Origin of the sequence: Hoyosella levis, from assembly GCF_026008515.1 — a bacterium.
Lineage (GTDB): Bacteria > Actinomycetota > Actinomycetes > Mycobacteriales > Mycobacteriaceae > Lolliginicoccus > Lolliginicoccus levis.
Window position 1 is genome coordinate 191221 of sequence record NZ_BQYM01000009.1, and the last position, 20991, is coordinate 212211.

General features: G+C 67.5%; 18 protein-coding genes and 1 riboswitch. Of the genes, 13 read left to right on the forward strand and 5 right to left on the reverse strand.

Features of this window, described 5'->3' with window-relative positions:
* The first annotated feature begins 3 nt into the window (after positions 1 to 3).
* The 4 genes from QC765_RS11650 to QC765_RS11665 all read left to right on the forward strand — a co-directional run bounded on the left by QC765_RS11650 (position 4) and on the right by QC765_RS11665 (position 3216).
* Positions 4 to 960 carry an ATP-binding cassette domain-containing protein gene (locus QC765_RS11650; RefSeq protein ID WP_278314607.1) on the forward strand — a complete coding sequence of 319 codons (957 nt, stop codon included), beginning with the start codon at positions 4 to 6 and terminating at the stop codon, positions 958 to 960.
* Positions 957 to 1766 (forward strand): ABC transporter permease, encoded by an 810-nt coding sequence (locus tag QC765_RS11655; protein ID WP_278314608.1) that lies wholly within the window; start codon positions 957 to 959, stop codon positions 1764 to 1766. Before QC765_RS11650 ends, QC765_RS11655 begins: the two co-directional genes overlap by 4 nt.
* A 68-nt stretch (positions 1767 to 1834) precedes the next feature.
* Positions 1835 to 2686 (forward strand): bifunctional methylenetetrahydrofolate dehydrogenase/methenyltetrahydrofolate cyclohydrolase, encoded by an 852-nt coding sequence (locus QC765_RS11660; RefSeq protein ID WP_278314609.1) that lies wholly within the window; start codon positions 1835 to 1837, stop codon positions 2684 to 2686.
* A 269-nt stretch (positions 2687 to 2955) separates the two neighbouring features.
* A complete protein-coding gene (locus QC765_RS11665) occupies positions 2956 to 3216 on the forward strand; it encodes a DUF3017 domain-containing protein (protein ID WP_278314628.1) in 261 nt (86 codons plus the stop codon).
* 339 nt (positions 3217 to 3555) lie between these two features.
* Here QC765_RS11665 and metX read toward each other — a convergent pair whose 3' ends face one another.
* Entirely contained in the window at positions 3556 to 4758 is a 1203-nt protein-coding gene (gene metX, locus QC765_RS11670; RefSeq protein WP_444979976.1) for a homoserine O-acetyltransferase MetX, read from the reverse strand.
* Positions 4759 to 4760: 2 nt separating this feature from the next.
* On the reverse strand, positions 4761 to 6053 hold the full coding sequence (locus QC765_RS11675; protein ID WP_278314610.1) for a bifunctional o-acetylhomoserine/o-acetylserine sulfhydrylase: 1293 nt from the start codon (positions 6051 to 6053) through the stop codon (positions 4761 to 4763).
* A gap of 268 nt (positions 6054 to 6321) precedes the next feature.
* Positions 6322 to 6441, reverse strand: a riboswitch (SAM riboswitch).
* Between the two features lie 309 nt (positions 6442 to 6750).
* Here QC765_RS11675 and QC765_RS11680 point away from each other — a divergent pair.
* The 6 genes from QC765_RS11680 to yhjD all read left to right on the forward strand — a co-directional run bounded on the left by QC765_RS11680 (position 6751) and on the right by yhjD (position 13338).
* Complete coding sequence (locus tag QC765_RS11680) at positions 6751 to 7971, forward strand: NADP-dependent isocitrate dehydrogenase (RefSeq protein WP_278314611.1); 1221 nt, start codon at positions 6751 to 6753, stop codon at positions 7969 to 7971.
* Positions 7972 to 8115: 144 nt separating this feature from the next.
* On the forward strand, positions 8116 to 8709 hold the full coding sequence (locus QC765_RS11685) for a hypothetical protein (RefSeq protein ID WP_278314612.1): 594 nt from the start codon (positions 8116 to 8118) through the stop codon (positions 8707 to 8709).
* A gap of 413 nt (positions 8710 to 9122) precedes the next feature.
* Complete coding sequence (locus QC765_RS11690) at positions 9123 to 10376, forward strand: MFS transporter (RefSeq protein WP_373876741.1); 1254 nt, start codon at positions 9123 to 9125, stop codon at positions 10374 to 10376.
* 43 nt (positions 10377 to 10419) lie between these two features.
* The gene (locus tag QC765_RS11695) at positions 10420 to 11232 is read left to right on the forward strand and encodes an exodeoxyribonuclease III (RefSeq protein WP_278314631.1); all 813 of its coding nucleotides are present in this window, start codon (positions 10420 to 10422) and stop codon (positions 11230 to 11232) included.
* 25 nt (positions 11233 to 11257) lie between these two features.
* Positions 11258 to 12298: a tryptophan--tRNA ligase gene (gene trpS / locus QC765_RS11700; protein WP_278314613.1), complete on the forward strand. Its 1041-nt coding sequence runs from the start codon at positions 11258 to 11260 to the stop codon at positions 12296 to 12298.
* A gap of 5 nt (positions 12299 to 12303) precedes the next feature.
* Positions 12304 to 13338: an inner membrane protein YhjD gene (yhjD, locus tag QC765_RS11705; RefSeq protein WP_278314614.1), complete on the forward strand. Its 1035-nt coding sequence runs from the start codon at positions 12304 to 12306 to the stop codon at positions 13336 to 13338.
* A 106-nt stretch (positions 13339 to 13444) separates the two neighbouring features.
* Here the strand turns inward: yhjD and QC765_RS11710 are convergent, their stop codons facing one another.
* Both QC765_RS11710 and QC765_RS11715 read right to left on the reverse strand, forming a co-directional pair.
* Positions 13445 to 14782, reverse strand: a complete 1338-nt coding sequence (locus QC765_RS11710) for a D-alanyl-D-alanine carboxypeptidase family protein (protein WP_278314615.1) — start codon at positions 14780 to 14782, stop codon at positions 13445 to 13447.
* Between the two features lie 394 nt (positions 14783 to 15176).
* Positions 15177 to 16415, reverse strand: coding sequence for a hypothetical protein (locus tag QC765_RS11715; RefSeq protein WP_278314616.1), 1239 nt, complete (start codon positions 16413 to 16415; stop codon positions 15177 to 15179).
* Positions 16416 to 16552: 137 nt separating this feature from the next.
* Between QC765_RS11715 and QC765_RS11720 the strand changes: the two genes are divergently transcribed.
* Positions 16553 to 17770: an alpha/beta hydrolase family protein gene (locus tag QC765_RS11720; protein WP_278314632.1), complete on the forward strand. Its 1218-nt coding sequence runs from the start codon at positions 16553 to 16555 to the stop codon at positions 17768 to 17770.
* On the opposite strand, the gene QC765_RS11725 is transcribed toward QC765_RS11720, so the two are convergent.
* On the reverse strand, positions 17704 to 18969 hold the full coding sequence (locus tag QC765_RS11725; RefSeq protein ID WP_278314617.1) for an ATP-binding protein: 1266 nt from the start codon (positions 18967 to 18969) through the stop codon (positions 17704 to 17706). The two genes, QC765_RS11720 and QC765_RS11725, sit on opposite strands and share 67 nt — an antisense overlap.
* A 52-nt stretch (positions 18970 to 19021) precedes the next feature.
* Here QC765_RS11725 and QC765_RS11730 point away from each other — a divergent pair, with 52 nt between their 5' ends.
* A complete protein-coding gene (locus QC765_RS11730) occupies positions 19022 to 19699 on the forward strand; it encodes a response regulator (protein ID WP_278314618.1) in 678 nt (225 codons plus the stop codon).
* 280 nt (positions 19700 to 19979) lie between these two features.
* Entirely contained in the window at positions 19980 to 20828 is an 849-nt protein-coding gene (locus QC765_RS11735; RefSeq protein WP_278314619.1) for a glycosyltransferase family 2 protein, read from the forward strand.
* Positions 20829 to 20991 lie beyond the last annotated feature (163 nt).

Sequence of the window (20991 nt, forward strand, 5' to 3'; positions counted from 1 at the left end):
CCCATGACAGAACCCACCCTCGCCATCGACGCACGGGGCCTCGCCAAGCAATACGGGGCGTTCGCCGCCGTCACCTCCGTCGATCTCGCCGTGCCCACCGGCACCGTCCACGCGGTGCTCGGGCCCAACGGTGCTGGGAAGACCACCACCGTGCGCATGCTCGCCACCCTTACCCGGCCGACCGGGGGATCCGCCCGCATCCTCGGCCACGACATCGTCCGTGACGCCACAGCCGTGCGCTCCCTCATCGGGCTCACTGGCCAGTACGCCAGCGTCGACAACGACCTCAGCGCCCGCGAGAACCTCACTATCTTCGCCCGGCTCCTTGGCTATAACCGTGCCCGTGCCCGCGCCCGCACCGACGCGCTGCTCGAGGAATTCAGCCTCACCGCCTCCGCCACCAAGCCCTTGAAGAACTTCTCCGGCGGAATGCGACGCCGACTCGACCTCGCTGCCAGCCTCATCGCCGAGCCGCCGTTGATCTTCCTCGACGAGCCCACCACCGGCCTCGACCCACGCACCCGCGTCGATATGTGGAACACCGTGCGCTCGCTCGTGGCGCGCGGCTCCACGGTCCTGCTCACCACCCAGTACCTCGAGGAAGCCGACGCGCTCGCCGACCGCATCACCGTCATCGACCACGGCACCGTCGTCGCCGAGGGCAGCCCGGACGAGCTCAAGGACAGCATCGGCCACAGCGTCCTGCGCATCACCATCACCGACCCCTACGACACTCTCCGTGCCGCCCGCATCGTCGCCGCCACCACCGGCACCGAAGCCTCCGCCGCCACGCCCGGAACCCTGACGGCGCCGCTCGCGAGCACCAGCGACGTGCCCGAGGTCCTTCTCGCCCTGCGCGCTGCCAGCATCGGCATCCGCGACCTCGCCATCGAGCGCCCCGACCTCAACGCTGTCTTCTTCGCGCTCACCGGGAACCCGCACAAGGAGGACGCCGCATGACAATCACCCGCGTGCCCGCCCCACCCATCGAGCCCATCACCCGGGTCACCCTCGCCGCCACGTTCCACCAGACCCGCATGATGGCCTACCGCGGACTGCTCAAGCTGCGCCGCAGCCCCCAGCAGCTCTACGACGTCATCATCCTGCCCATCGTCGGCACCGTCCTGTTCGCCACCATCTTCGGAGGGGTCGTCACCGGCAGCGTCGATACCTACCTGCCGTTCCTCATCCCCGGCGTGCTCGTGCAGATCATCGTCACCGTCAGCGTCGTCACCGGGGTGCAGCTCTCCGATGACATCAGCAAGGGCATCTTCGACCGCTTCAACGCTCTGCCCGTCGCCCGAATCGCACCGCTCGCCGGGGCGCTCGCCGCCTCCACCATCCGCTACGCCATCGCGGCGATCATGACGATCCTCGTTGGCTACCTCATGGGCTACCGCGCCGAGAGCATCCCCGGCCTGCTCCTCAGTGCGGTCCTGGTCATCCTCGCCGGATTTGTCATCAGCTGGATATTCGCGCTCCTCGGCGTCCTGCTCACCGAGCCCTCCGCTGTCCAGGGCCTTTCCATGCTCGTGCTCACTCCGCTGATGTTCGCCTCCAATGCCCTGGTGCCCATCGAGACCATGCCCGGGTGGATGCAGGCCGTGGCCCGCTTCAACCCCATCTCCCACCTCGTCTCGGCGCTGCGCGAGCTCACCATGACAGGCAGCCCTGGCAGCGACACCGCTTGGGCGCTCCTCGGGCTCGCCCTCATCCTCGCCGTGTTCGTGCCGCTCACCGTGGGGGCCTATATGCGCCGGTCCTAGGCCATCTGGCTGGCTGGCCGCGGGTCCGCTTTGACGAGCGGACCCGAAAACCTGGAACAATAGCGGGCGTGACGGCGACAAGACTTGATGGCAAGGCCACCCGCGACGAAATCTTCCACGACCTCGCAGCACGCGTCGAGGTCCTCCGGTCCCGCGGCATCCAGCCCGGACTAGGCACGATCCTCGTGGGCGACGACCCAGGATCGGCAGCATACGTGCGCGGCAAGCACGCCGACTGCGCCCGCGTCGGCATCGCCTCCATCCGCCGCGACCTGCCAGCCGACATCAGCCAGGAAAAGCTCAACGCCACCATCGACGAGCTCAACGCGGACCCGGACTGCACCGGATACATCGTGCAGCTGCCACTGCCCAAGCACCTCGACGAGAACGCCGCCCTCGAGCGCATCGACCCCGGCAAGGACGCGGACGGGCTCCACCCCATCAACCTCGGCCGCCTCGTCCTCGGCAAGGAAGCACCCCTGCCGTGCACCCCGCGCGGCATCGTGCACTTGCTGCGCCGCTATGACGTGCCCATCGCTGGTGCCCACGTCGTCGTCGTTGGACGCGGCATCACCGTGGGCCGGCCCATGGGCCTGCTCCTCACCAGGCGCAGCGAGAACGCCACCGTCACCCTCTGCCACACCGGGACCCGCGACCTCGCCGCCCATGTCCGCCAGGCCGATATCATCATCGCCGCCGCCGGAGTCCCCGGCATCATCACGGCCGACATGGTCAAGCCAGGAGCCGCCGTCCTCGATGTCGGCGTGAGCCGTGTCGACGGCAAGCTCGCCGGCGATGTCGCCCCCGAGGTGTGGGACATCGCCGGCCATGTCTCGCCCAATCCCGGTGGAGTCGGCCCCCTCACCCGGGCCTTCCTCGTCGCTAACGTGGTCGAGCGCGCCGAGCGGCAGCAAGCCTGATCTCACGCGCAGCATCCCGGGGCAGCGGGGCCGCAGGGTCGCCAATGCGCAGGCCGGCGCGCGGCTGGAACGCCATTGCGCAGGCCGGCGCGCGGCGACAGATCCCTTGTGCCTCGCGCTCGCGCTACTAGGTTGGGCAGTGCAGCGAGTTGAGTCGTGCAGCACGTTGGGCATAGCACCAGTGACGCACGGGACCAGCACCAGCAGACGAGGGGGAACGAGTGACGCCGCGGATCCACCCAGCGCGCCGTGAGCAGCTCCGTGCCGCGATGTCGCACGTGCCGCTCGCCATTATCAGCGTGTTCCTGCTGCTCGCGCTCGTCCTCGTGCTGCAGGACCGCTGGCGGCGCGGGGCTTTCGTCCTCGGTGTCACCTCGCTGCTCGCAGCCTGGTTCAGGCTCATCCTCCCCGAGATCCAGGCCGGATTGATCGCGGTGCGCAGCAAGCCTTTTGACGTGTCGGTGCTCGTGTCCATGGGCATCATCATCGTGTGGCTCACCCTCTCCATCGATCCGCTCGGCACCGACTAGGGGTCTCGTGGGTGCGTGGCCGCGTGGAGCTTCGGCGCCGCGGGGCTTCGGCGGCCCGGATCCTCGCGCGCCGTGGGGCTCCGGCGCGGTGGGGCTTCGGCGGCAAACGCGATAGAAGCTGCAGAAAATCCAGGTCGGCTTCTATCGCGTTTGACGGTTTCCCGTGCTTTTGCCAGCGCCCGCTCAGTGCCATCGAGGCATGGCAGCGCGGCACTGGCCGCCGATTCGCTGCAATGCCCTCCTAGGTGCGCGCTGGTGGAAACTATTCCCGGTCAGGAGGGGAAAAGTTTCCACTAACCGCGCACCACCAGCCGCACGCCCACCGCCGACCAGCGAGGCTCAGCGAATGCTGTGGCGCGCGAGATCCATCGTGTCGGTGAGGAGCGCGGAGATCTCCTCTAGGTCGGTGAGGAAGCCGTCGTGGCCCTTGTTGGTGTGCAGGACGCGCAGTTCCTGGCAGCCAGGCAGCTTCGCGGCGAGTTCCTCCTGCAGGCGCAGCGGGTAGAGCCGGTCGGAGGTGATGCCACCGACGATGGTGGGCACGGTGCAGGAGGCGAGCGCTGCGTCGATTCCGCCACGGCCCCGGCCGACGTCGTGGCTGCTGAGGGAGTCGCTGAGGATGACGTAGCTGCCGGCGTCGAACCGGTGGACGAGCTTGCCGGCCTGATGGTCGAGGTAGCTCTGGATGGAGTACTGGCCACCCTGGACTGGCGGCAGGTCGGTCTGGGCATCATTGCCGAACCGGGTGTCGAGCTCTTCCTCGCCGCGGTAGGTGAGGTGGGCGATGCGACGTGCCACGCCGAGCCCGTGCTCGGGGGAGCGCCCGGTGCCGTAGTAGTCGCCGCCTTGCCAGCCGGGGTCGGTCTTGATGGCGAGGATCTGCGCGGTCTGGGTACCGATCTGATCGGCGGTGGCACGCGCTCCGACAGCAAGGACGAGCGCGCTCGCGACCCGATCGGGGCAGGTGATCGCCCATTCGAGGGCGCGGGCGCCGCCCATGGAGCCGCCGAGGACGGATGCGAAGCGCTCGATGCCGAGCAGGTCGGCGAGCTTGCGCTCGGCGTTGACCTGGTCGCGGATGGTCACGGCGGGAAAGCGCGATCCCCAGGGCTTGCCGTCCGGCGCGAGGGAGCCAGGACCGGTGCTGCCTTGACAGCCGCCGACAGAGTTGGCGGAGAGGACGCACCATTCGTTGGTGTCGACGACCGCGCCCGGGCCGATGAGTCCGTCCCACCAGCCGGGGGATGGATGGTTCGCATCGGCGGGACCGGTGACGTGGGAGTCACCGGTGAGGGCGTGCAGCGCCAGGACGACGTTGTCGCCGCGGGGCGAGACCTCGCCCCAGCGCTGCACCGCGAGAGTCACGTCGGGCAGCGTGGCACCGTTCTCCATGCGAAGCGGCCCGATGCGGACTTGGCCAATGCTGCCGTCCGGCGCTGGCCAGAGGGCACTGCCAAGGCCACGCTCCGCCCCGCGCCCGGTGCTGGGCGCGGCCGGGGCGCGGTTGCTGAGCGGCGGGTGAACGCTGCGCGGGTGGCTCACTCTCAAGATGCCGCCGCTTCGAATCCGAGCTGGAGGTCGGCGAGGATGTCCTCGATTCCCTCGATGCCCACGGCGAGCCGGATGAGGCCCGGGGTGACGCCGGCGGAGAGCTGCTCCTCGGGAGCGAGCTGCGCGTGCGTGGTGGAAGCGGGATGGATGACGAGGGAGCGCACGTCACCGATATTAGCGACATGGCTGTGGAGCTCGAGCGCGTTGACGAACCGCTTGCCTGCCTCGACACCACCCTCGAGCTCGAAGGACAGCACGGCGCCAGGCCCCTTGGGCGCGAGCTTGCTGGCACGCTCGAACCAGGGGGAGGCGGGCAGGCCGGAGTAGTGGACGGCGAGGACGTCGTCCCGGCTAGCGAGGTGTTCGGCGACGGCGCGGGCGTTCTGCACATGACGTTCAATGCGCAGGCTGAGTGTTTCTATTCCCTGGCCGATGAGGAACGCGTTGAACGGCGAGACCGCGGCGCCGGTGTCGCGGAGCAGCGTCAGGCGGGCCTTCAGGGCGAACGCGGGTGGGCCGAGATCGGCATAGACGAGGCCGTTGTAGGACGGATCGGGGGTGGTGAAGCCGGGGTACCGGCCGGAGGTCCAGTCGAAGGTGCCGCCGTCAACGATCACTCCGGCGACGGAGGTGCCGTGGCCGCCAAGGTACTTGGTGGCGGAGTGCACGACGATATCGGCGCCGTGGGCGAGCGGCTGGATCAAATAGGGGGTGGCGACGGTGTTGTCGACGATCAGCGGGACGCCGTTGTCATGGGCGACGCGCGCGACGCCTTCGATGTCGAGGATCTCGCCCCGGGGGTTGGCGATGGTTTCCCCGAAGAACGCCTTGGTGTTGTCGCTGACGGCGGCCTGCCATTGGGCGAGGTCGTCGGGATCGTCAACGAAGCTCACGGTGATGCCGAGCTTGGGCAGCGAGTAGTGGAACAGGTTGTAGGTGCCGCCGTAGAGGCGCGGGCTGGAGACGATGTGGTCGCCAGCCTCGGCGAGGGTGAGGATCGCGTAGGTCTCGGCTGCCTGCCCGGAGGCGAGGAGCAGGGCAGCGGCGCCGCCCTCGAGCGCGGCGACGCGCTGCTCGATCACGTCCTGTGTGGGATTGATGATGCGCGTGTAGATGTTGCCGGGCTCGGCGAGGCTGAACAGGGCCGCGGCGTGATCGGTGTCGCGGAATGCGTAAGAGGTCGTCTGGTAGATCGGGAGGGCACGCGCGCCGGTCGTCGGGTCGGGCACCTGGCCGGCGTGGATCTGCTTGGTCTCGAAGCTCCAGCTTGCTGCTGCATCGCTCATGGCTTGTTCTCCTGGGAGTCGTGTCGGGGCGGCATCCCGGCCTCGGACATACGGGGATGCGGGGGACGGCACGAATGGTCCGCGTGGAGCGCGGGAACTCACCTCGACCGCTGCCACTCGGGCTGTGCCCTGGGGTTCGCGCGGCGGGTGGTGTTCCGTGGGCGGGGCGCTGTCCGGCGCGCCCTCAGGCTCTTGCGGTGGCTAGCGACATCGACTCATGGTGAACCTCCGTTGGCGACAATACCCGGTTCCCGGGCCCGTCCCAGCGGGCCCGCGCTTGCAGCGCGCGTGATGCGTTGCGCGCTGCCTGGTCATCACCCGGGGCACCCCACCGCGGAAGGAGGGTTGCCGAGCAGCCAGCCGGGGCTTGGCGCTGCTTCTCATGACCTGTTCCCGATAGTAGCGGCACTCGCGGGAAACAGGGAATCGGGGAGGGGCCCGCTCCCGCGTGGCGCGCCGGGCTAGGCTTGGCCCGAGCGTGGCGGGCATTCCTGGCATGCGGGGCCGGGATTCTCAATTGCGGCGCCACGGCAACCAGTACGCTTGTCTTGTTTGCTGTGGGTGGGACGTGGACCCTCGCAGCACGATAGGTTTAACCCGATGAACCGTGATGCCTGCGCGCGGGCCGGATGCACTCACAAAGTGCGGCACGCGAGAGTCGCGCCAGGTGCATTGCCGAGGAGGACGCGAAGCACCCATGTCCAAGATCAAGGTAGAGGGCACTGTCGTAGAGCTCGATGGCGACGAGATGACCCGTATCATCTGGCAGTTCATCAAGGACAAGCTGATCCATCCGTACCTCGATGTGAACCTCGAGTACTACGACCTCGGCATGGAGAATCGCGATGCCACGGACGACCAGGTCACCGTGGACGCGGCCAACGCGATCAAGAAGCACGGGGTAGGCGTCAAGTGCGCCACCATCACGCCGGACGAGGCGCGCATGGAGGAGTTCGGGCTCAAGAAGATGTGGCGGTCGCCCAACGGCACCATCCGCAACATCCTCGGGGGCACGATCTTTCGTGCCCCCATTATTATTTCCAACGTTCCCCGCCTGGTCCCCGGCTGGACGAAGCCGGTGGTCGTGGGGCGCCATGCGTTCGGCGACCAGTACCGCGCCACTGATTTCAAGGTGCACCAGGCCGGGACCGTCACGCTGACCTTCACGCCCGAGGATGGCAGCGAGCCCATCGAGCATGAGGTCGTCAAGATGCCCGAGGACGGCGGAGTCGTCCTGGGCATGTACAACTTCAAGAAGTCGATCCAGGACTTCGCGCGCGCCTCCCTGTCCTACGGGCTGCAGCAGAACTATCCGGTGTACCTGTCGACGAAGAACACGATCCTCAAGGCCTACGACGGCATGTTCAAGGACGAGTTCCAGCGGGTCTTCGAGGAGGAGTTCAAGTCCGAGTTCGACGCGGCAGGGATCACTTATGAGCATCGGCTGATCGATGACATGGTCGCTTCGGCGCTCAAGTGGGAGGGCGGCTACGTCTGGGCCTGCAAGAACTACGACGGCGATGTGCAGTCGGACACCGTGGCGCAGGGCTATGGCTCGCTCGGCCTGATGACCTCGGTGCTGATGACCCCGGACGGCAAGACCGTCGAGGCGGAGGCCGCGCATGGCACCGTCACCCGCCACTACCGGATGCACCAGCAGGGCAAGCCCACCTCCACGAACCCGATCGCGTCGATCTTCGCCTGGACGCGCGGGCTCGAGCATCGTGGCAAGCTCGATGACACCCCGGCCGTGGTGGAGTTCGCCCACAAGCTCGAGGACGTGGTCATCAAGACTGTCGAGGATGGCCAGATGACCAAGGACCTCGCGGGACTCGTGGGCGGAGACCAGGGCTGGCTCACGACGGAGGAGTTCCTCGCAGCGCTCGACGATAACCTTGCCGCCGCGCTGAGGGACTAGTCGGCTCGCGGCACCGAACGAGCGCCGGTCCGCGGTTCCGGACGATGCTGCCATACTGCTACGAATCTCTTTACTGCCGTGTTAATTTACGCACACGGCATTAATGGGATTAGTGGGGCGCATGTCCCGGATCGTGGAGGAAAGATGAAGATGAAGCGGACCGCAGCAGTTCTCGGGGCAGGCGCTCTCGCCTTTGCCGCGTCGTGGGGCCCCGCTCTCGCCAGCCATAATGGTGCAGTGGTCACCACAACGCCGTCGGGCGAATGTGGCGAGACGACCTTTGACGCCACGATCAACGACGCGGCGGGAACGCACAAGAGCAACAACATGGTGCTCGTGGTCAGCGCGGACGGCAACACCCAGACCGAGGTCATCCCGGTCGACGGCTCCGCCGCCTCCATCACCGTTGGGCCGTTCACCTCGGACACCACCACGATCAGCTACCGCGTGTTCGGCGGCGGCGAGCGCGACTATGACGATCCGGCCTGGACCGGCTACGGTACCGCGGGCTTCGGCGCGGAGGTCGGTGCATACGGCGATGCGAATGGCTACGACTGGGTCGTCGCTGGCCCGGAGGATCCGAACCCGTTCACCACGTTCAACACGCTCGACGTCGAGGGCTGCCCCGGCGGCGGCATCGAGGTGTGCCTCGGCGGCGGCGTCGAGGCATTCGACCTCGACGCGGCGCTTAGCTGCCTTGAGGCCGAGCTCCAGCTCGACTTCGGTGGACTGTCCTAGCTTCTAGCTCTGGACCAGCGTCCTAGACCTGGAACACCACTGGCGATCCCTCCGGCGCTCATGCCGGGGGGATCGCTTGCTTGAGCCGGGAACTGCTCGCCCGGCCCGCTCGGGGCGCTCGCCAGTGGAAACTTTTCCCCACTGAGGCGGGAAAAGTTTCCACCGACGTGGGGAGCGAACCGATGGGGAGCGAACCGGTGGGCAGCGAACCGGTGGGGAGCGAACCGGCGCAGGCGCGGCAATTCGGGCGGCGCCGGCGTAAGGCCCCTCACATTCATGCTGGCAGGGGTATCGGGCCGGCCGTTGATGGTGTTGCGTGGTGGGGCGACCGCGCGGGAGCATTGAATCTTCTTGGATCGTTTCGCGCCTCGCCACGCGCTCCCATCCATCCGAGGCCGATCGCTGTCAGGAGAATGCCCGTGCCCCCGACCATCACCCCGGTCGATCCGCGAGATGCGACCGCAGTGCGGTCGCGGCGTCGTCATGTCCGGCTGGCGATGATCGCGATGATGCTCGGCTCGTTCGGCATCGGCACCACCGAGTTCGTCGCCATGGGGCTGCTGCCGGAGATCGCGCGGTCGATGGCGGTGTCGGAGCCGCACGCGGGCAAGCTCATCAGCGCCTACGCGCTCGGCGTGGTGATCGGCGCGCCGGTCATCGCGATCGCCGCATCGCGGGTGCCGCGCCGCGCGCTGCTCATCGGGCTGATGGTGGCGTTCACGCTCGGCAATGCCGCTACGGTCCTCGCGCCCACCTATGGAACGCTCATGGCTGCGCGGATCCTGGCCGGGCTCCCGCACGGCGCGTTCTTCGGCGTGGCGGCGCTCGTGGCCGCGGGGCTAGCTGGTCCTGGCGCGCGAGCCAGGGCGGTCGCGCAGATCATGCTGGGACTGAGCATCGCCAACGTCATTGGCGTTCCCGTGGCTACCGCCCTGGGCCAGCACCTGGGGTGGCGCTCCGCCTTCGGGCTGGTGGTGCTGATCGGGACAGTGGCCGTGCTGCTGATCATTCGCTGGGTGCCGGACGTGCCGCTGACCGAGGGCGCGAGCCCGCTCGCGGAGCTCTCGGGCTTCCGGAACCTCCAGATCTGGCTGGTGCTGCTCACGGGCATCGTCGGGTTCGGCGGCATGTTCGCCGTCTACACCTTCATCAGTTCCACGGTCACCGAGGAGATCGGCCTGCCGCGCGCGGTGGTGCCGCTGGTGCTGTTGCTCTACGGGGTGGGAATGGTCATCGGCAACTTCGTCGGCGGCGCGGTGGCCGATCGGGCCCTGGTGCCGGGACTGTTCGGCATCTTCGCGCTGCTCGCGCTCGCGCTCGGGCTGTTCACCGTGACGAGCACCATCGTGGTGCTCGCGGTGGCCAACCTGGTACTCATCGCCATTCTCGGCTCGGCGCTGGTCCCCGGCCTGCAGACGATGCTGATGGATGTGGCCGGAAACGCCCAGACCCTCGCAGCGACGGCGAACCACTCGGCGCTGAACATCGCCAACGGCATGGGCGCGGCGCTGGGGGGAGCGGTGCTGGCCGCCGGGCTGGGCTACACCGCGCCGGCCGCTGCGGGGGCGGTGCTGGCGGTGGCGGGCATCGGGGTGCTCGCGCTCGCGGTGCTGCTGCAACGCCGTGGTGGTTTCCCTCGGGCGGGGTTGTCCGCTAGCGTGCGTTGACGTGCCCGCAGATGCTGTCGCCCCCCGTGCTTCCAAGATCGTCTTGCCCGAGATCGTCGTCAGTACCGTCAACGTCAATGGCGTGCGCGCCGCGGCCCGCAAGGGATTGCTCGAGTGGCTTGGCGGCACCGAAGCGGGCGTCGTGTGCCTGCAGGAGACGCGGGCCGATGACAAGCAGCTCGCTGCCGCCCTCGCGCCGGTCCTCGATGACGGATGGGTGCTGGCCTCGGCGGAGCCCGCCGCGAAGGGCCGCAATGGCGTGGCGGTGCTTTCCCGCGCCGAGCCCGCGGCGGTGCGCATCGGTTTCGGCTCGGACGAGTTCGACGATGCAGGCCGCTACCTCGAGGCCGACTTCGAGCAGGACGGGCACGCCCTGACGGTGGCGAGCCTGTACTTGCCGTCGGGCGAGGCGAACACGCCGAAGCAGGAGGAGAAGGACCGCTTCCTCGCCGAGTTCGGCACGTACCTCGCGGAGCGCGCCCGAAGTGGCCGCGAGATGGTGGTGTGCGGCGACTGGAACATCGCGCACGCCGAGCTGGACATCAAGAACTGGAAGGGCAACCGGAAGTCGTCGGGCTTCCTCCCGCACGAGCGGGAGTGGCTCACCAGCATCATCGGTGACGAGGCGCCCTGGACCGATGTGGTGCGGGCGCTGCATCCGGGAGTGGACGGGCCGTACTCGTGGTGGTCCTTCCGGGGCAAGGCATTCGACAACGACGCGGGCTGGCGCATCGACTACCAGGTAGCAACGAGCGGGATGGCGGATCGTGCCGCGCACGCGCGGGTGGAGCGGGCCGCCACGTACGATGCTCGATGGTCCGATCATGCCCCGGTCACCGTCCGCTACGCCGCCTAGTCCGATCCAGAAGGAAGACACCGCGATGACGTCCACCAATCCTGCTGCCCCGGCATCGAGCAGCAAGCCGCGCGTGCTCTCGGGCATCCAGCCGACGGCAGACTCGTTCCACCTCGGCAACTATCTTGGCGCGCTGCAGAACTGGGTGGCGATGCAGGATGACTTCGATTCGTTCTACTTCATCCCGGACATGCACGCGATCACTGTCCCCCATGATCCCGAGGCGCTGCGCACCCGCACGCGCGTCGCCGCGGCCCAGTTGCTCGCGGTGGGCATCGACCCGGCCAGGTCGACGATCTTCGCGCAGAGCCAGGTTCCCGAGCACGCCCAGCTCGCCTGGGTGCTGATGTGCCTCACCGGGTTCGGCGAGGCGAGCCGGATGACGCAGTTCAAGGACAAGTCCGCGAAGCAGGGCTCGGAATCGTCCAGCGTGGGGCTGTTCACGTATCCGATGCTCATGGCCGCGGACATTCTGCTGTACCAGGCGCAGTTCGTGCCGGTGGGGGAGGACCAGCGCCAGCACCTCGAGCTGACCAGGGATCTCGCGCAGCGCTTCAACACTCGCTTCGGCGCGGCGTTCACGGTTCCCGATGCCTTCATCACCAAGGAATCCGCGAAGATCTATGACCTGCAGGATCCGACGTCGAAGATGAGCAAGTCGGGCCCGAGCCCGGCCGGGCTGATCAACTTGCTCGATGATCCGAAGGTCTCGGCGAAGAAGATCCGCTCGGCCGTCACGGACGCGGAGCGGGAGATCCGCTATGACCCGGCCGCGAAGGCTGGCGTGTCCAATCTCCTAGTGATCAATTCCGTGCTGTCCGGCCGGAGCATCGCCGAACTCGAACAGCACTTCGCCGGAAAGGGATACGGTGATCTCAAGGTCGACACCGCGGAGGTCCTCACGAGCTTCGTGGTGCCACTGAAGGCGAAGGTCGATGGGTTCCTCGATGACCGGGCCGAGCTGGACCGCATCCTCGAGCTAGGGGCCGACCGGGCCAGATCGGTGGCCTCCGAGACGCTCGCGACCGTGTACGACAAGATTGGGTTCCTCCCACCGAAGGGGTGACGGCAATGGCCGACCAGCCAGGATTCCTTGCCCGGCAGCGCGCCAAGCGTCCGTGGCTCGACCATCTGATCAGGGCAGCGCTGCGCTTCACCGATCAGCACGGCGACTACTACGCGGCCGGCATCACCTACTTCAGCGTGCTAGCGCTCTTCCCGTTGCTGATGGTGGGCTTCGCGGGTGCCGGTTTTGTGCTCGCCGGAAACCTCGAGCTGCTCGACCAGGTGAAGAACCAGGTCTCCGAGTCGATCCCGGGCGGGATGGGCGAGCAGGTCAATACGCTGATCGATCAAGCCATCGAGCAGCGCAATACCGTCGGCATTATCGGTATCATCATCGCCCTGTACTCGGGCCTCGGCTGGATCGGCAACCTGCGCAAGGCGTTGACCGCCCAATGGAACCAGCCGATCCCGAAGGCGAACTTCCTCAAGACCAAGCTGGTGGACCTGGTCGCGATGATCACCCTGTTCCTCGCATTCGCGATCTCGATCGGCCTCAGCGCGCTCGGCGGCAGCGGCCTGACCCGTTCGCTACTCGCACTGGTGAACCTTGATGACGCACCAGGCGTGGGGATCCTCGTGCGGATCGTGTCGTTCGCAGTCGCGATCGCAGCCACCTGGTGGGTCTTCACCTGGGTCATCGCGCGCATGCCCCGGCAGCCGGTCGCGATCGTGAGCGCCGCGCGGGCGGGCCTCATCGCCGCGCTGGTGTTCGAGGTGTTCAAGCAAGTCGGGGTGATCTACCTGACCGCAGTGACCCAGAGCCCGGCCGGCGCGGTGTTCGGCCCCATCATCGGCATCCTGGTGTTCATCTTCACCACCTCCCGGGTCCTGCTCTTCGCCACAGCCTGGGCCGCGACATCCGAGGAGAGCCTGGCGAAGGCGATCGTGCCGCCGCCGGACCCCGCCATCATCAATACGCCTGTCGTGATGCGCCAGGGCAGTCCCTACGCCAGCGGCATCGTTGGGTTTGGCATTGGCGCAGCAGCAGTGCTGGGAATCTCCTCCGGCCTGCGGCGCAAGCCCAGCGTGCCACGGTCCTAGCGCTCGCCGCGATCCTGCTGGCTCCCCGCGCGCATCGCCGTTACCTGTGCCGCGGCGGCCACTGCTAGGCCTCGCAGCCCCTGTTGGGCCAGCGGCAGCTAGGCGACTACGGCGTGGCGCCGCGTCCGCTGCGCTGCCGCATGATGGCGGAGACGATGCCAATGAGAATGATCGCTCCGACGATGGTGACCACGAGTATCCGAGTGGGCAGGCTGTTGGCATCGGGATCCTGCGTGGTGGGCGGTGGCGCGGCGGCATCGCGCGGGGCCTCGTTGCTCCCGGGTCCAGGGTCGGGGCCGGCGGCTAGCTCGTCGAGGTAGCGTGCCGCGTCGAGCGAGCCCACGGACTGATCACGGGGCAGCTCGAACCCGTAGTCGAAGAGCGCGGCGATTTGTTGCCAGACCTGCTGTGGCTGGTTATCGGCGCGCAGGACGGATAGGACGAGGCGTCGGCCGTCCTTCTCCGCCGCTCCGACATAGGTCTGGCGGGCAGAGTCCGTGAAGCCGTTCTTGCCGCCCAGTGATGGCTCGTAGTACCAGTTGACGACGTTATCGTTGCCAAGCGCGAAGCCGGGACGGTCGATATCACCAGGGATCGTGGGGTCGGCGGGGTAGCCGGGGAAGTCGATCTGGTTGGTGGTGATGGCGCGGGCGAACTCGGGACGGGCCATGGCCTCGCGGAACAGCATGGCGAGGTCGTATGCGGAGGAGGACATGCCGGGCCCGTCGAGCCCGGAGGGGGTGGCGACGCGCGTGTCGAGAGCACCAAGCTCCTGGGCGAGGGCAGTCATCTGCTCGGTGGTCGACTCGGTCCCGCCGAGCTGGCGGGCGAAGGCGTTGGCAGCGTCGTTGCCCGAGGCGAGCAGGAGGGCTTGCAGGAGAATCCGGTTGGTGTACGTGCCGCCGGGGCCAATGCCAGCACGGCTGCCTTCGATGTTTGCATCCTCCTGGGTTCCCGTGATCGTCGCGCCGAGGTCGAGGTTGTCGAGGACCACGAGCGCGAGGAGGGTCTTGACGGTGCTTGCGGGCCGGTAGCGGCCGTGCGGGTCCTTGGCAGCGAGGACTTCTCCGCTGTCGAGGTCGGCGATCAGCCAGCTGGCCGCGGAGATGTCGCTGGGTGGCGGTGGTGCTCCGGGGAGGGTGACCAGGTCGCATTCGGCGAGCAGGGGACCGCCGATGACTATGGAGGGGATCGGCAAGGGGCTGGGCGTCGGCTGGCCGGGGCGGGGGACCTCGGAGCTGTCCGCAGCAGGGCCGGGCGTGCTGCGGTTCGGGCAATCGGCGGTATCCGGGGTGGTGAATGGCGCTGTGCTGGTAGCGGTCTCGCTCGTGGTGTTGTCCTGCGCGTGGGCGGCAGGAGGCGGGCTGCCGAGCAGGCCCAGCGTGGGCGCAGCGAACAGCAGGGTCGTCACGATGGCGAAGGAGGCATGCACTGGCGTCTTCATCGCATCAAGACATTATGCGAGGCGATGGGATTTGCCGGTATTTCAGCGCGGGAGTTGCTGGATGGAGATACGACAAGAGCGCATGCTGCTCGCATGCGCTCTTGTCGTCCCCCAGTGATCCGCGGCCACTAACCCCCCAGTTGCATGACCGCGATCACCTCGTGGAACTGACATTAAAGGACGGGTAAGAAAATGGGAAGCACCGTTGTGCGAGCAATGGTTGCACGGCCGAATCATCGCCACCTGGACGCGTAGAGTAATCCCAGGTAGAGGATGCTCTCGGCGAGGTGCGCTGCCTCTCTCGCGCCCGCCGCCTGTGACGGAGATCTCTCTTAGGGATGCCACAAAAACCTGGTGAGCGCCCGGGAGAAGGCCTGCCGAGCACCCGGCTTGCCTAGTGCCGCGAGGTCAGCGCCGCGATATCCCCGCCGATGATGCTCTGGTAGGTATCCATCGCCGCATCGACATCGACGAACTGATCCCCGATCTCATGGGTGTTCTGCACGGAGAGCTCACGCAGCCCCGACCTCGAGATCAGGTCATCGATCTTCCCATCGAGGCTGCGAGCGCGCCGTACCGTATTGATCGTGCGCAGCTTGTACTCGGCCTGGGTCAAGAGGTCGCCGATGCGCGCGAGCGCCGCCACGCGCTCCACGAGCTGCTCCCACACGGGCACCAGGGCCTCGAACCGCTCCTGGATGTGGTCCTGCGCCGCGGCGTTCGATGTCCGGTCCAGCGCATTGAGCTCGGTCACGATCATGCGCAGCGCTGCGGTATCCACCGCGATCTGCGTCAGCTCCTCCCCGAGATCGAGCTGCCCCCGCTGCAACGTGAAATGGTCCGAGTGCCAGGCCGAGGAGTTGCTGATCCGGTCATACAGCGACCCGGCCAGGTAGAGCAGGGTGTCATAGCGATCCGTGAACTGGCCGGGATCGGGGATGAACGTAGGCATCCGGGGGCCGGCGGCACGGCCGAGCAGGAACCGGCGCGTGCCCTCCGAGATCTGCGCGAGCACGTCCGCGGCATGACCGAGCGGGCGGGTGAACTGCTCCACCTGGTCCGGGCTCGCCGCCATCGGGGCGGGCGTGCGGCGCAGCGCGTCGAACAGCGCCTCCCGCTGCTCCACCGAGAGGTAGACGCCGTCGCGCTTGTCGCGCCGCACCGCGCGCGCGTTGCGCGGGAAGTGCTTGTCCGAGAACACGAACTCGTTCTGCTTGAGCTGCAACAGGTGCCCGAGCTCGCCCGCCCGCACCCCGAGCAGGGAGCGCGAGACGCTGAGGTTGGCCGCGCGGAACCGGGCGACGGCGCGCGCATGCTCGTCCGATAGCGACCGCAGCTCCGCGTAGCCACCGATATCGGGCAGGTCCCGGTCGGCGCGTCGTCGGGCGATCAGTACGTCCCGGATCTCTTCGTCCACGTAGCCCATCGCGATCAGCAACGCGGACTCGTCCGACAAGTCGGGATGGGTGCCGTCGATCTCATCCTCGGCGATGAACGACTGCTCGCTCCACACCCGCACCTGCCGGGTGATGCGATCGCGCCGCTGCTCCACCGTATCGGCAGCGTGCTCGACCAGCGAGAACGAGCCTGGATCGCCACCGTGGAATGCATCATCGCTGGCATGGCGGGACATGGAACCTCCTTGGACGCGGTAACGCCTCCATTTTCCCCGCGATCATGCAGCGAGCGCGAGGAATGTGAACCCAAACATACCGGTTGGCCTCGGGAGGCTGGTCAGGGCCGCCCTGGTGCGCTACGTTCGCGATCGTGATGATGCGCCTGCACCGGTTACTGCTTGGGCTGTTCCTCCTCGTGCCCGCGTTGGTGCTGGGACCGGGCGTGGCAGCGCAGCCGCTCGATGACCCCATCGCTGAGCTACCCGCCGATCAGCGGCCGCGATGGTCGGGCATCGACGCGCGCGCGTATTCCGGCCCCGTCCCTGAAAGCCCGGGATCCGTGATCTCCGTCAAGGCATTGGACCCGGTGCTGGTGCCGGCCGGCGCGAGCACCGCGTATCGCGTGCTGTACGCCACCACGGACTTGCGGGGGAATCCAGCAGTGAGCACCGCAGCGATCTACCTGCCTGCGGGGGAACCGCCCCCAGGGGGCTGGCGGTCCCTCGCGCACGCGCATGGCACGTTCGGCCTGGGGGATCATTGCGCGCCCTCGGCCCGATTGCTGCCTGACGCGCTATCCGCCGCGTACACGATGCTGCTCGACGAGGGCTACGCGGTGATCGTCTCGGACTACCAGGGGCTCGGCACCCCGGGCGAGCATGCCTACCTGCATGGCCCGACAGCGGCGCGCAACGTGCTGGACTCGGTGCGGGCCGCGCGCGGGCTGGATCTGCCCATCACGGAGGAATGGGCGGTGCTGGGTCATTCGCAGGGCGGGCAGGTGGCGCTGCACGTCGAGCACGAGGCCCGCGCGATGGCGCCCGGCCTGCTGCCGGAGTTCCGGGGAGCGGTAGCGATCGCCCCGGGCGTCAACGTCGCTTCGCTCGCGCCGCTTGTCACGCCCGAGCTGCCCGGTGTGCTGCCCGCGGGCGTATCGACGTTTGGCGTGCTCATCGTCGCGGCCATGGATACCGCCTATCCGGATCTCTCGGTTTCCGAAGCGCTGACCCCGCTTGGCGCCGAGGCGCTCGAGGTCGCGAGGACACGATGCACGAAGCCGGTCTCGAACTTGCTCGAGGGCAGCATGGCGCGGGATCTGCTCGTCCGGCCCTTGACGGACGTGCCAGGAGCGACGGCCGCGGCGGACGAATACCTGCGTACCCCGGTGCGCGGCTACGAGCATCCCGTGCTGATCGTGCAAGGGCTCGCCGATACCGCCGTTCCGGCGCCTCTCGTGCTGGCTTTCGCGGCCGAGCTCGCGAGCAATGGCGAGTTCGCTGAGCTCCACATCGAGCCGGAGGCTGATCACCTCACTGTGCTCGAGTCCTCGCGGGCCGTGGTGCTGGAGTTCCTTGATTCCGCATGGTCGTGAGTAGGCAGCGCCGCTGCGTGGCCCGCGGCTAGCGGCACGAGCAGCTCGACGATCGTGCCGTGCCCGGGCTCGCTGTCGACCCGGGCGCTGCCCCCGTGCTCCGCGAGCCGGGCGGTGATCGATTGGGTGATCCCGAATCCCGGCGGCGAGCTGGCTGTCGAGAAGCCGGTGCCGCGGTCGACCACCCGGAGCGAGATGGTGCCGTTGTCGACGGTGACGGTGACCCAGGCATCGGCGGACCCGGAGTGCTTGGCGACATTGTTGAGCGCCTCGCCGGTCGCTCCGCACAACGCGTCGACGACATCGGCAGGTATGGAGCCGGGGATCGCATCGTGCTGGTACCGCACCCGCAGCCCGAGCGTCTCCGCGCGGCGGATCGTGTCGGTGAGGCACGTGGCGAGATTGGCGTCCTGGGCGTCCGTGTCGGTGCTGATGAGGCGACGGATGTAGTCGGCCTCCGCGGCGCAGCGGGAGCGGACCTCGGAGGCACGGTGATCGAGCCCGCCGCGAGCGATCGCGGTGAGCGTGGTCAGCACGGTGTCGTGGAGCCTGCGATGCTGCGCGAGCCGTTCCGCGAGGCGGGCCTGCGCGGCTGCCTCGGTGGCCTTGAGCTCGGCTTGCTGCTGTGTGAGATTGTCGAGCTTGCGGGCTTGCGCCACGAGGTAGTGGCGGATGAAGAAGAAGACGAGCGCGAACCACACGTAGCCATTGAGGATGCTGGCGAACTCGTCGACCGGGGGCTCGAATGCCCCGGCGGCGAGCGTGGTGCTGCCGAAGCGGGTGGCGACGATCATGAGCCAGGCGACGACGAACTGGCGCACGGGCAGGGCGGCGGCCAGGAGCGCGACGGTGCCCATCGCTAGGCGACCGGACCAGTTCATGCCGCTGTAGACCTGCTCGGGCAGGGAGTTGACGGTGGTGGCGATGATCAGCGCGCACATGATGGCGACGTCGGCCCAGACGACGCGGGGCGAGATCCAGTGCTTGCGCCGAACGATGCCGGCGAGCGCGAGGTTCCACGCCACGGCGATGATGACGAGCCCGGCATTGGTGGCGGGGTGCCGGTAGGTGTGCGCGGGGTTCACGAGAAGTACCGCGATGATGACGATGAGGTACGCGGCCCGCTGGAACAGCAGCACGATCGACAGCAGCAGCAGGGCGCGTTCCTCGCTGGACCGCAGGGAACTGCCGCTGCGCATGGTCGACCTCCTGTGATGCGGGCCATGTCGGGTAAATTCAGGATGCTGATACGTGGGCAAGTCTATAGAGATGGGGGACGCAATGATCCGGGTCGCGTTCATCGACGATGACCGCATGCTGCTCGACGGCATCGGATCCTGGCTCGCGGGCAGCAATGCGCTGACCGTCGTGGCCAAGGCGCAGACGGTCGAGGAGTTCCTCCGGTCGTTGTCGGTGAAGGTCGATGTGGTGGTGCTCGATCTCTTCCTCGCGGACGGTTCCGATCCCGCGGACAATGTGGCCAACCTGGTCGAGGCCGGGCACAAGGTGCTGGTGGTAAGCGTGACGCCCCAGGCCGCGCATGGCATCGATGTCGTGCGTGCGGGCGCCTCGGGCTACCTGACCAAGGATAATGATCTCGCTACGTTGACATCGGCGATCGAGGTGGTGGCCTCGGGCGAGATGGCGTACTCGCCAGAGCTCGCCTTCGCCTGGGCGCGCGACGACCGGCCGTCCAAGCCGCGGCTCTCCCCGCAGGAGCGCGCCGTGCTGCTGGACTATGCCACCGGCCTGACGCTGGAGGTGGCCGCGCGCCGCGCTGGCGTGAAGACCTCGACGGCGAAGTCCTACCTCGATCGCGTGAAGATGAAGTACGCCCAGGTGGGACGTCCCGCGACGACCAAGCTTGATCTGGCGACGCGGGTGCGGGAGGACGGATTGCACCGGGATTCGCGCTCCGGCGCGGAGTAGGGGGCAATCGTTCATTCCAGAGAATTGAATATTCACTATCAAGAATAGTGGAAGCGCGACTGTTAACTTTGTGTTTCCTGTGCGGCCAGCATGTCCCTTTTGGGCGGTTGGCCTCATATTCTTTGTGGCCTGCGCCTCACTCTTGATCTACGCGTATTGCTCATCACTGCCGTTCCTGTTGGCGCCCTCCCCCCTCGCAAAATACAGTTGATTCATGCGATTCCGGGAGTGGAATCCGGTAGCCGCATGCATGCATTTGCGGAATCAATGAGGGGGAGCCATGTTTGGGCGTGCATTGTTTGCATCTGGGGGCGCGGAAGCATCGAGCGACGAGGGCGCGGAAGCGGCTCCTCGGGTTTCGCTGATCGTCCCTGCCATGAACGAGGCAGAGAATCTTCCTCACGTTGCCGCCGAGATCCCTTGGGACATCGTCGATGAGCTCGTCTTTGTCGATGGCAACTCGAGCGACGCCACCGCGGCGGTCGCGCGCGAGCTCTGGCCCGGCGCGATCCATCTCGTCCAGACCAGGAAGGGCAAGGGGAATGCGCTAGCCTGTGGATTCGCTGCCGCCACGGGCGACATCATCGTCATGATCGACGCTGATGGTTCCACCAGTGCGCGCGAGATCCCACTGTTCGTTGACGCATTGCTGGCCGATGCGGATTTCGCGAAGGGAACGCGGTTCGCGCTCGGTGGTGGAAGCAGTGACATCACCCCATTCCGGGCTTTGGGAAATCGCGGCCTCAATGCCCTCGTCAACACTTTGTTCAAGACGAGATTCACTGACCTGTGCTATGGCTACAATGCGTTCTGGCGTTCCGCGCTCGATGTCATGGATCTGCCCGACATCGAGGCCGCCGAGCCACAATGGGGCGACGGATTCGAGATCGAGACACTCATCAATATCCGCGTCGCCGCAGCAGGCCTCCGCATCAGCGAGGTGCCCAGCTTCGAGTCCGAGCGCATTCACGGCGATAGCAACCTCAACGCCGTCACCGATGGGATGCGCGTGCTCAAGACCATCCGCCAGGAGAAGCGGCGCCGCGCCCAGGCCATCCCGGCCCCAGCGCGCGCGGCGAGGACAGTCCCGGCTCCCGCCGCTGCCCCCTCCAGCAGCGCCGCGGCCTAGGAAGCTGGCTCGCCCCGGCTGCCTCGCCGCGGCTTCCTCACCCGGGCCATTCCCCGAGAGTGTGCAAGAAACGACAGGCTGGGGCGGGCGGATTCAGGGAGCCATCGCAACACCCCTGGCTGAAGGGGCATGCTGATGGCGAGGAAGATTCCGTGGGAGGTCC

Coding starts and splice junctions, on each gene's coding strand:
- QC765_RS11650 (WP_278314607.1), top strand. CDS start 4: ATGACAGAACCCACCCTCGCCATCGACGCACGGGGCCTCGCCAAGCAA.
- QC765_RS11655 (WP_278314608.1), top strand. CDS start 957: ATGACAATCACCCGCGTGCCCGCCCCACCCATCGAGCCCATCACCCGG.
- QC765_RS11665 (WP_278314628.1), top strand. CDS start 2,956: ATGTCGCACGTGCCGCTCGCCATTATCAGCGTGTTCCTGCTGCTCGCG.
- QC765_RS11675 (WP_278314610.1), bottom strand. CDS start 6,053: ATGAGCGATGCAGCAGCAAGCTGGAGCTTCGAGACCAAGCAGATCCAC.
- QC765_RS11680 (WP_278314611.1), top strand. CDS start 6,751: ATGTCCAAGATCAAGGTAGAGGGCACTGTCGTAGAGCTCGATGGCGAC.
- QC765_RS11685 (WP_278314612.1), top strand. CDS start 8,116: ATGAAGATGAAGCGGACCGCAGCAGTTCTCGGGGCAGGCGCTCTCGCC.
- QC765_RS11690 (WP_373876741.1), top strand. CDS start 9,123: ATGCCCGTGCCCCCGACCATCACCCCGGTCGATCCGCGAGATGCGACC.
- trpS (WP_278314613.1), top strand. CDS start 11,258: ATGACGTCCACCAATCCTGCTGCCCCGGCATCGAGCAGCAAGCCGCGC.
- yhjD (WP_278314614.1), top strand. CDS start 12,304: ATGGCCGACCAGCCAGGATTCCTTGCCCGGCAGCGCGCCAAGCGTCCG.
- QC765_RS11710 (WP_278314615.1), bottom strand. CDS start 14,782: ATGAAGACGCCAGTGCATGCCTCCTTCGCCATCGTGACGACCCTGCTG.
- QC765_RS11715 (WP_278314616.1), bottom strand. CDS start 16,415: ATGTCCCGCCATGCCAGCGATGATGCATTCCACGGTGGCGATCCAGGC.
- QC765_RS11720 (WP_278314632.1), top strand. CDS start 16,553: ATGATGCGCCTGCACCGGTTACTGCTTGGGCTGTTCCTCCTCGTGCCC.
- QC765_RS11725 (WP_278314617.1), bottom strand. CDS start 18,969: ATGCGCAGCGGCAGTTCCCTGCGGTCCAGCGAGGAACGCGCCCTGCTG.
- QC765_RS11735 (WP_278314619.1), top strand. CDS start 19,980: ATGTTTGGGCGTGCATTGTTTGCATCTGGGGGCGCGGAAGCATCGAGC.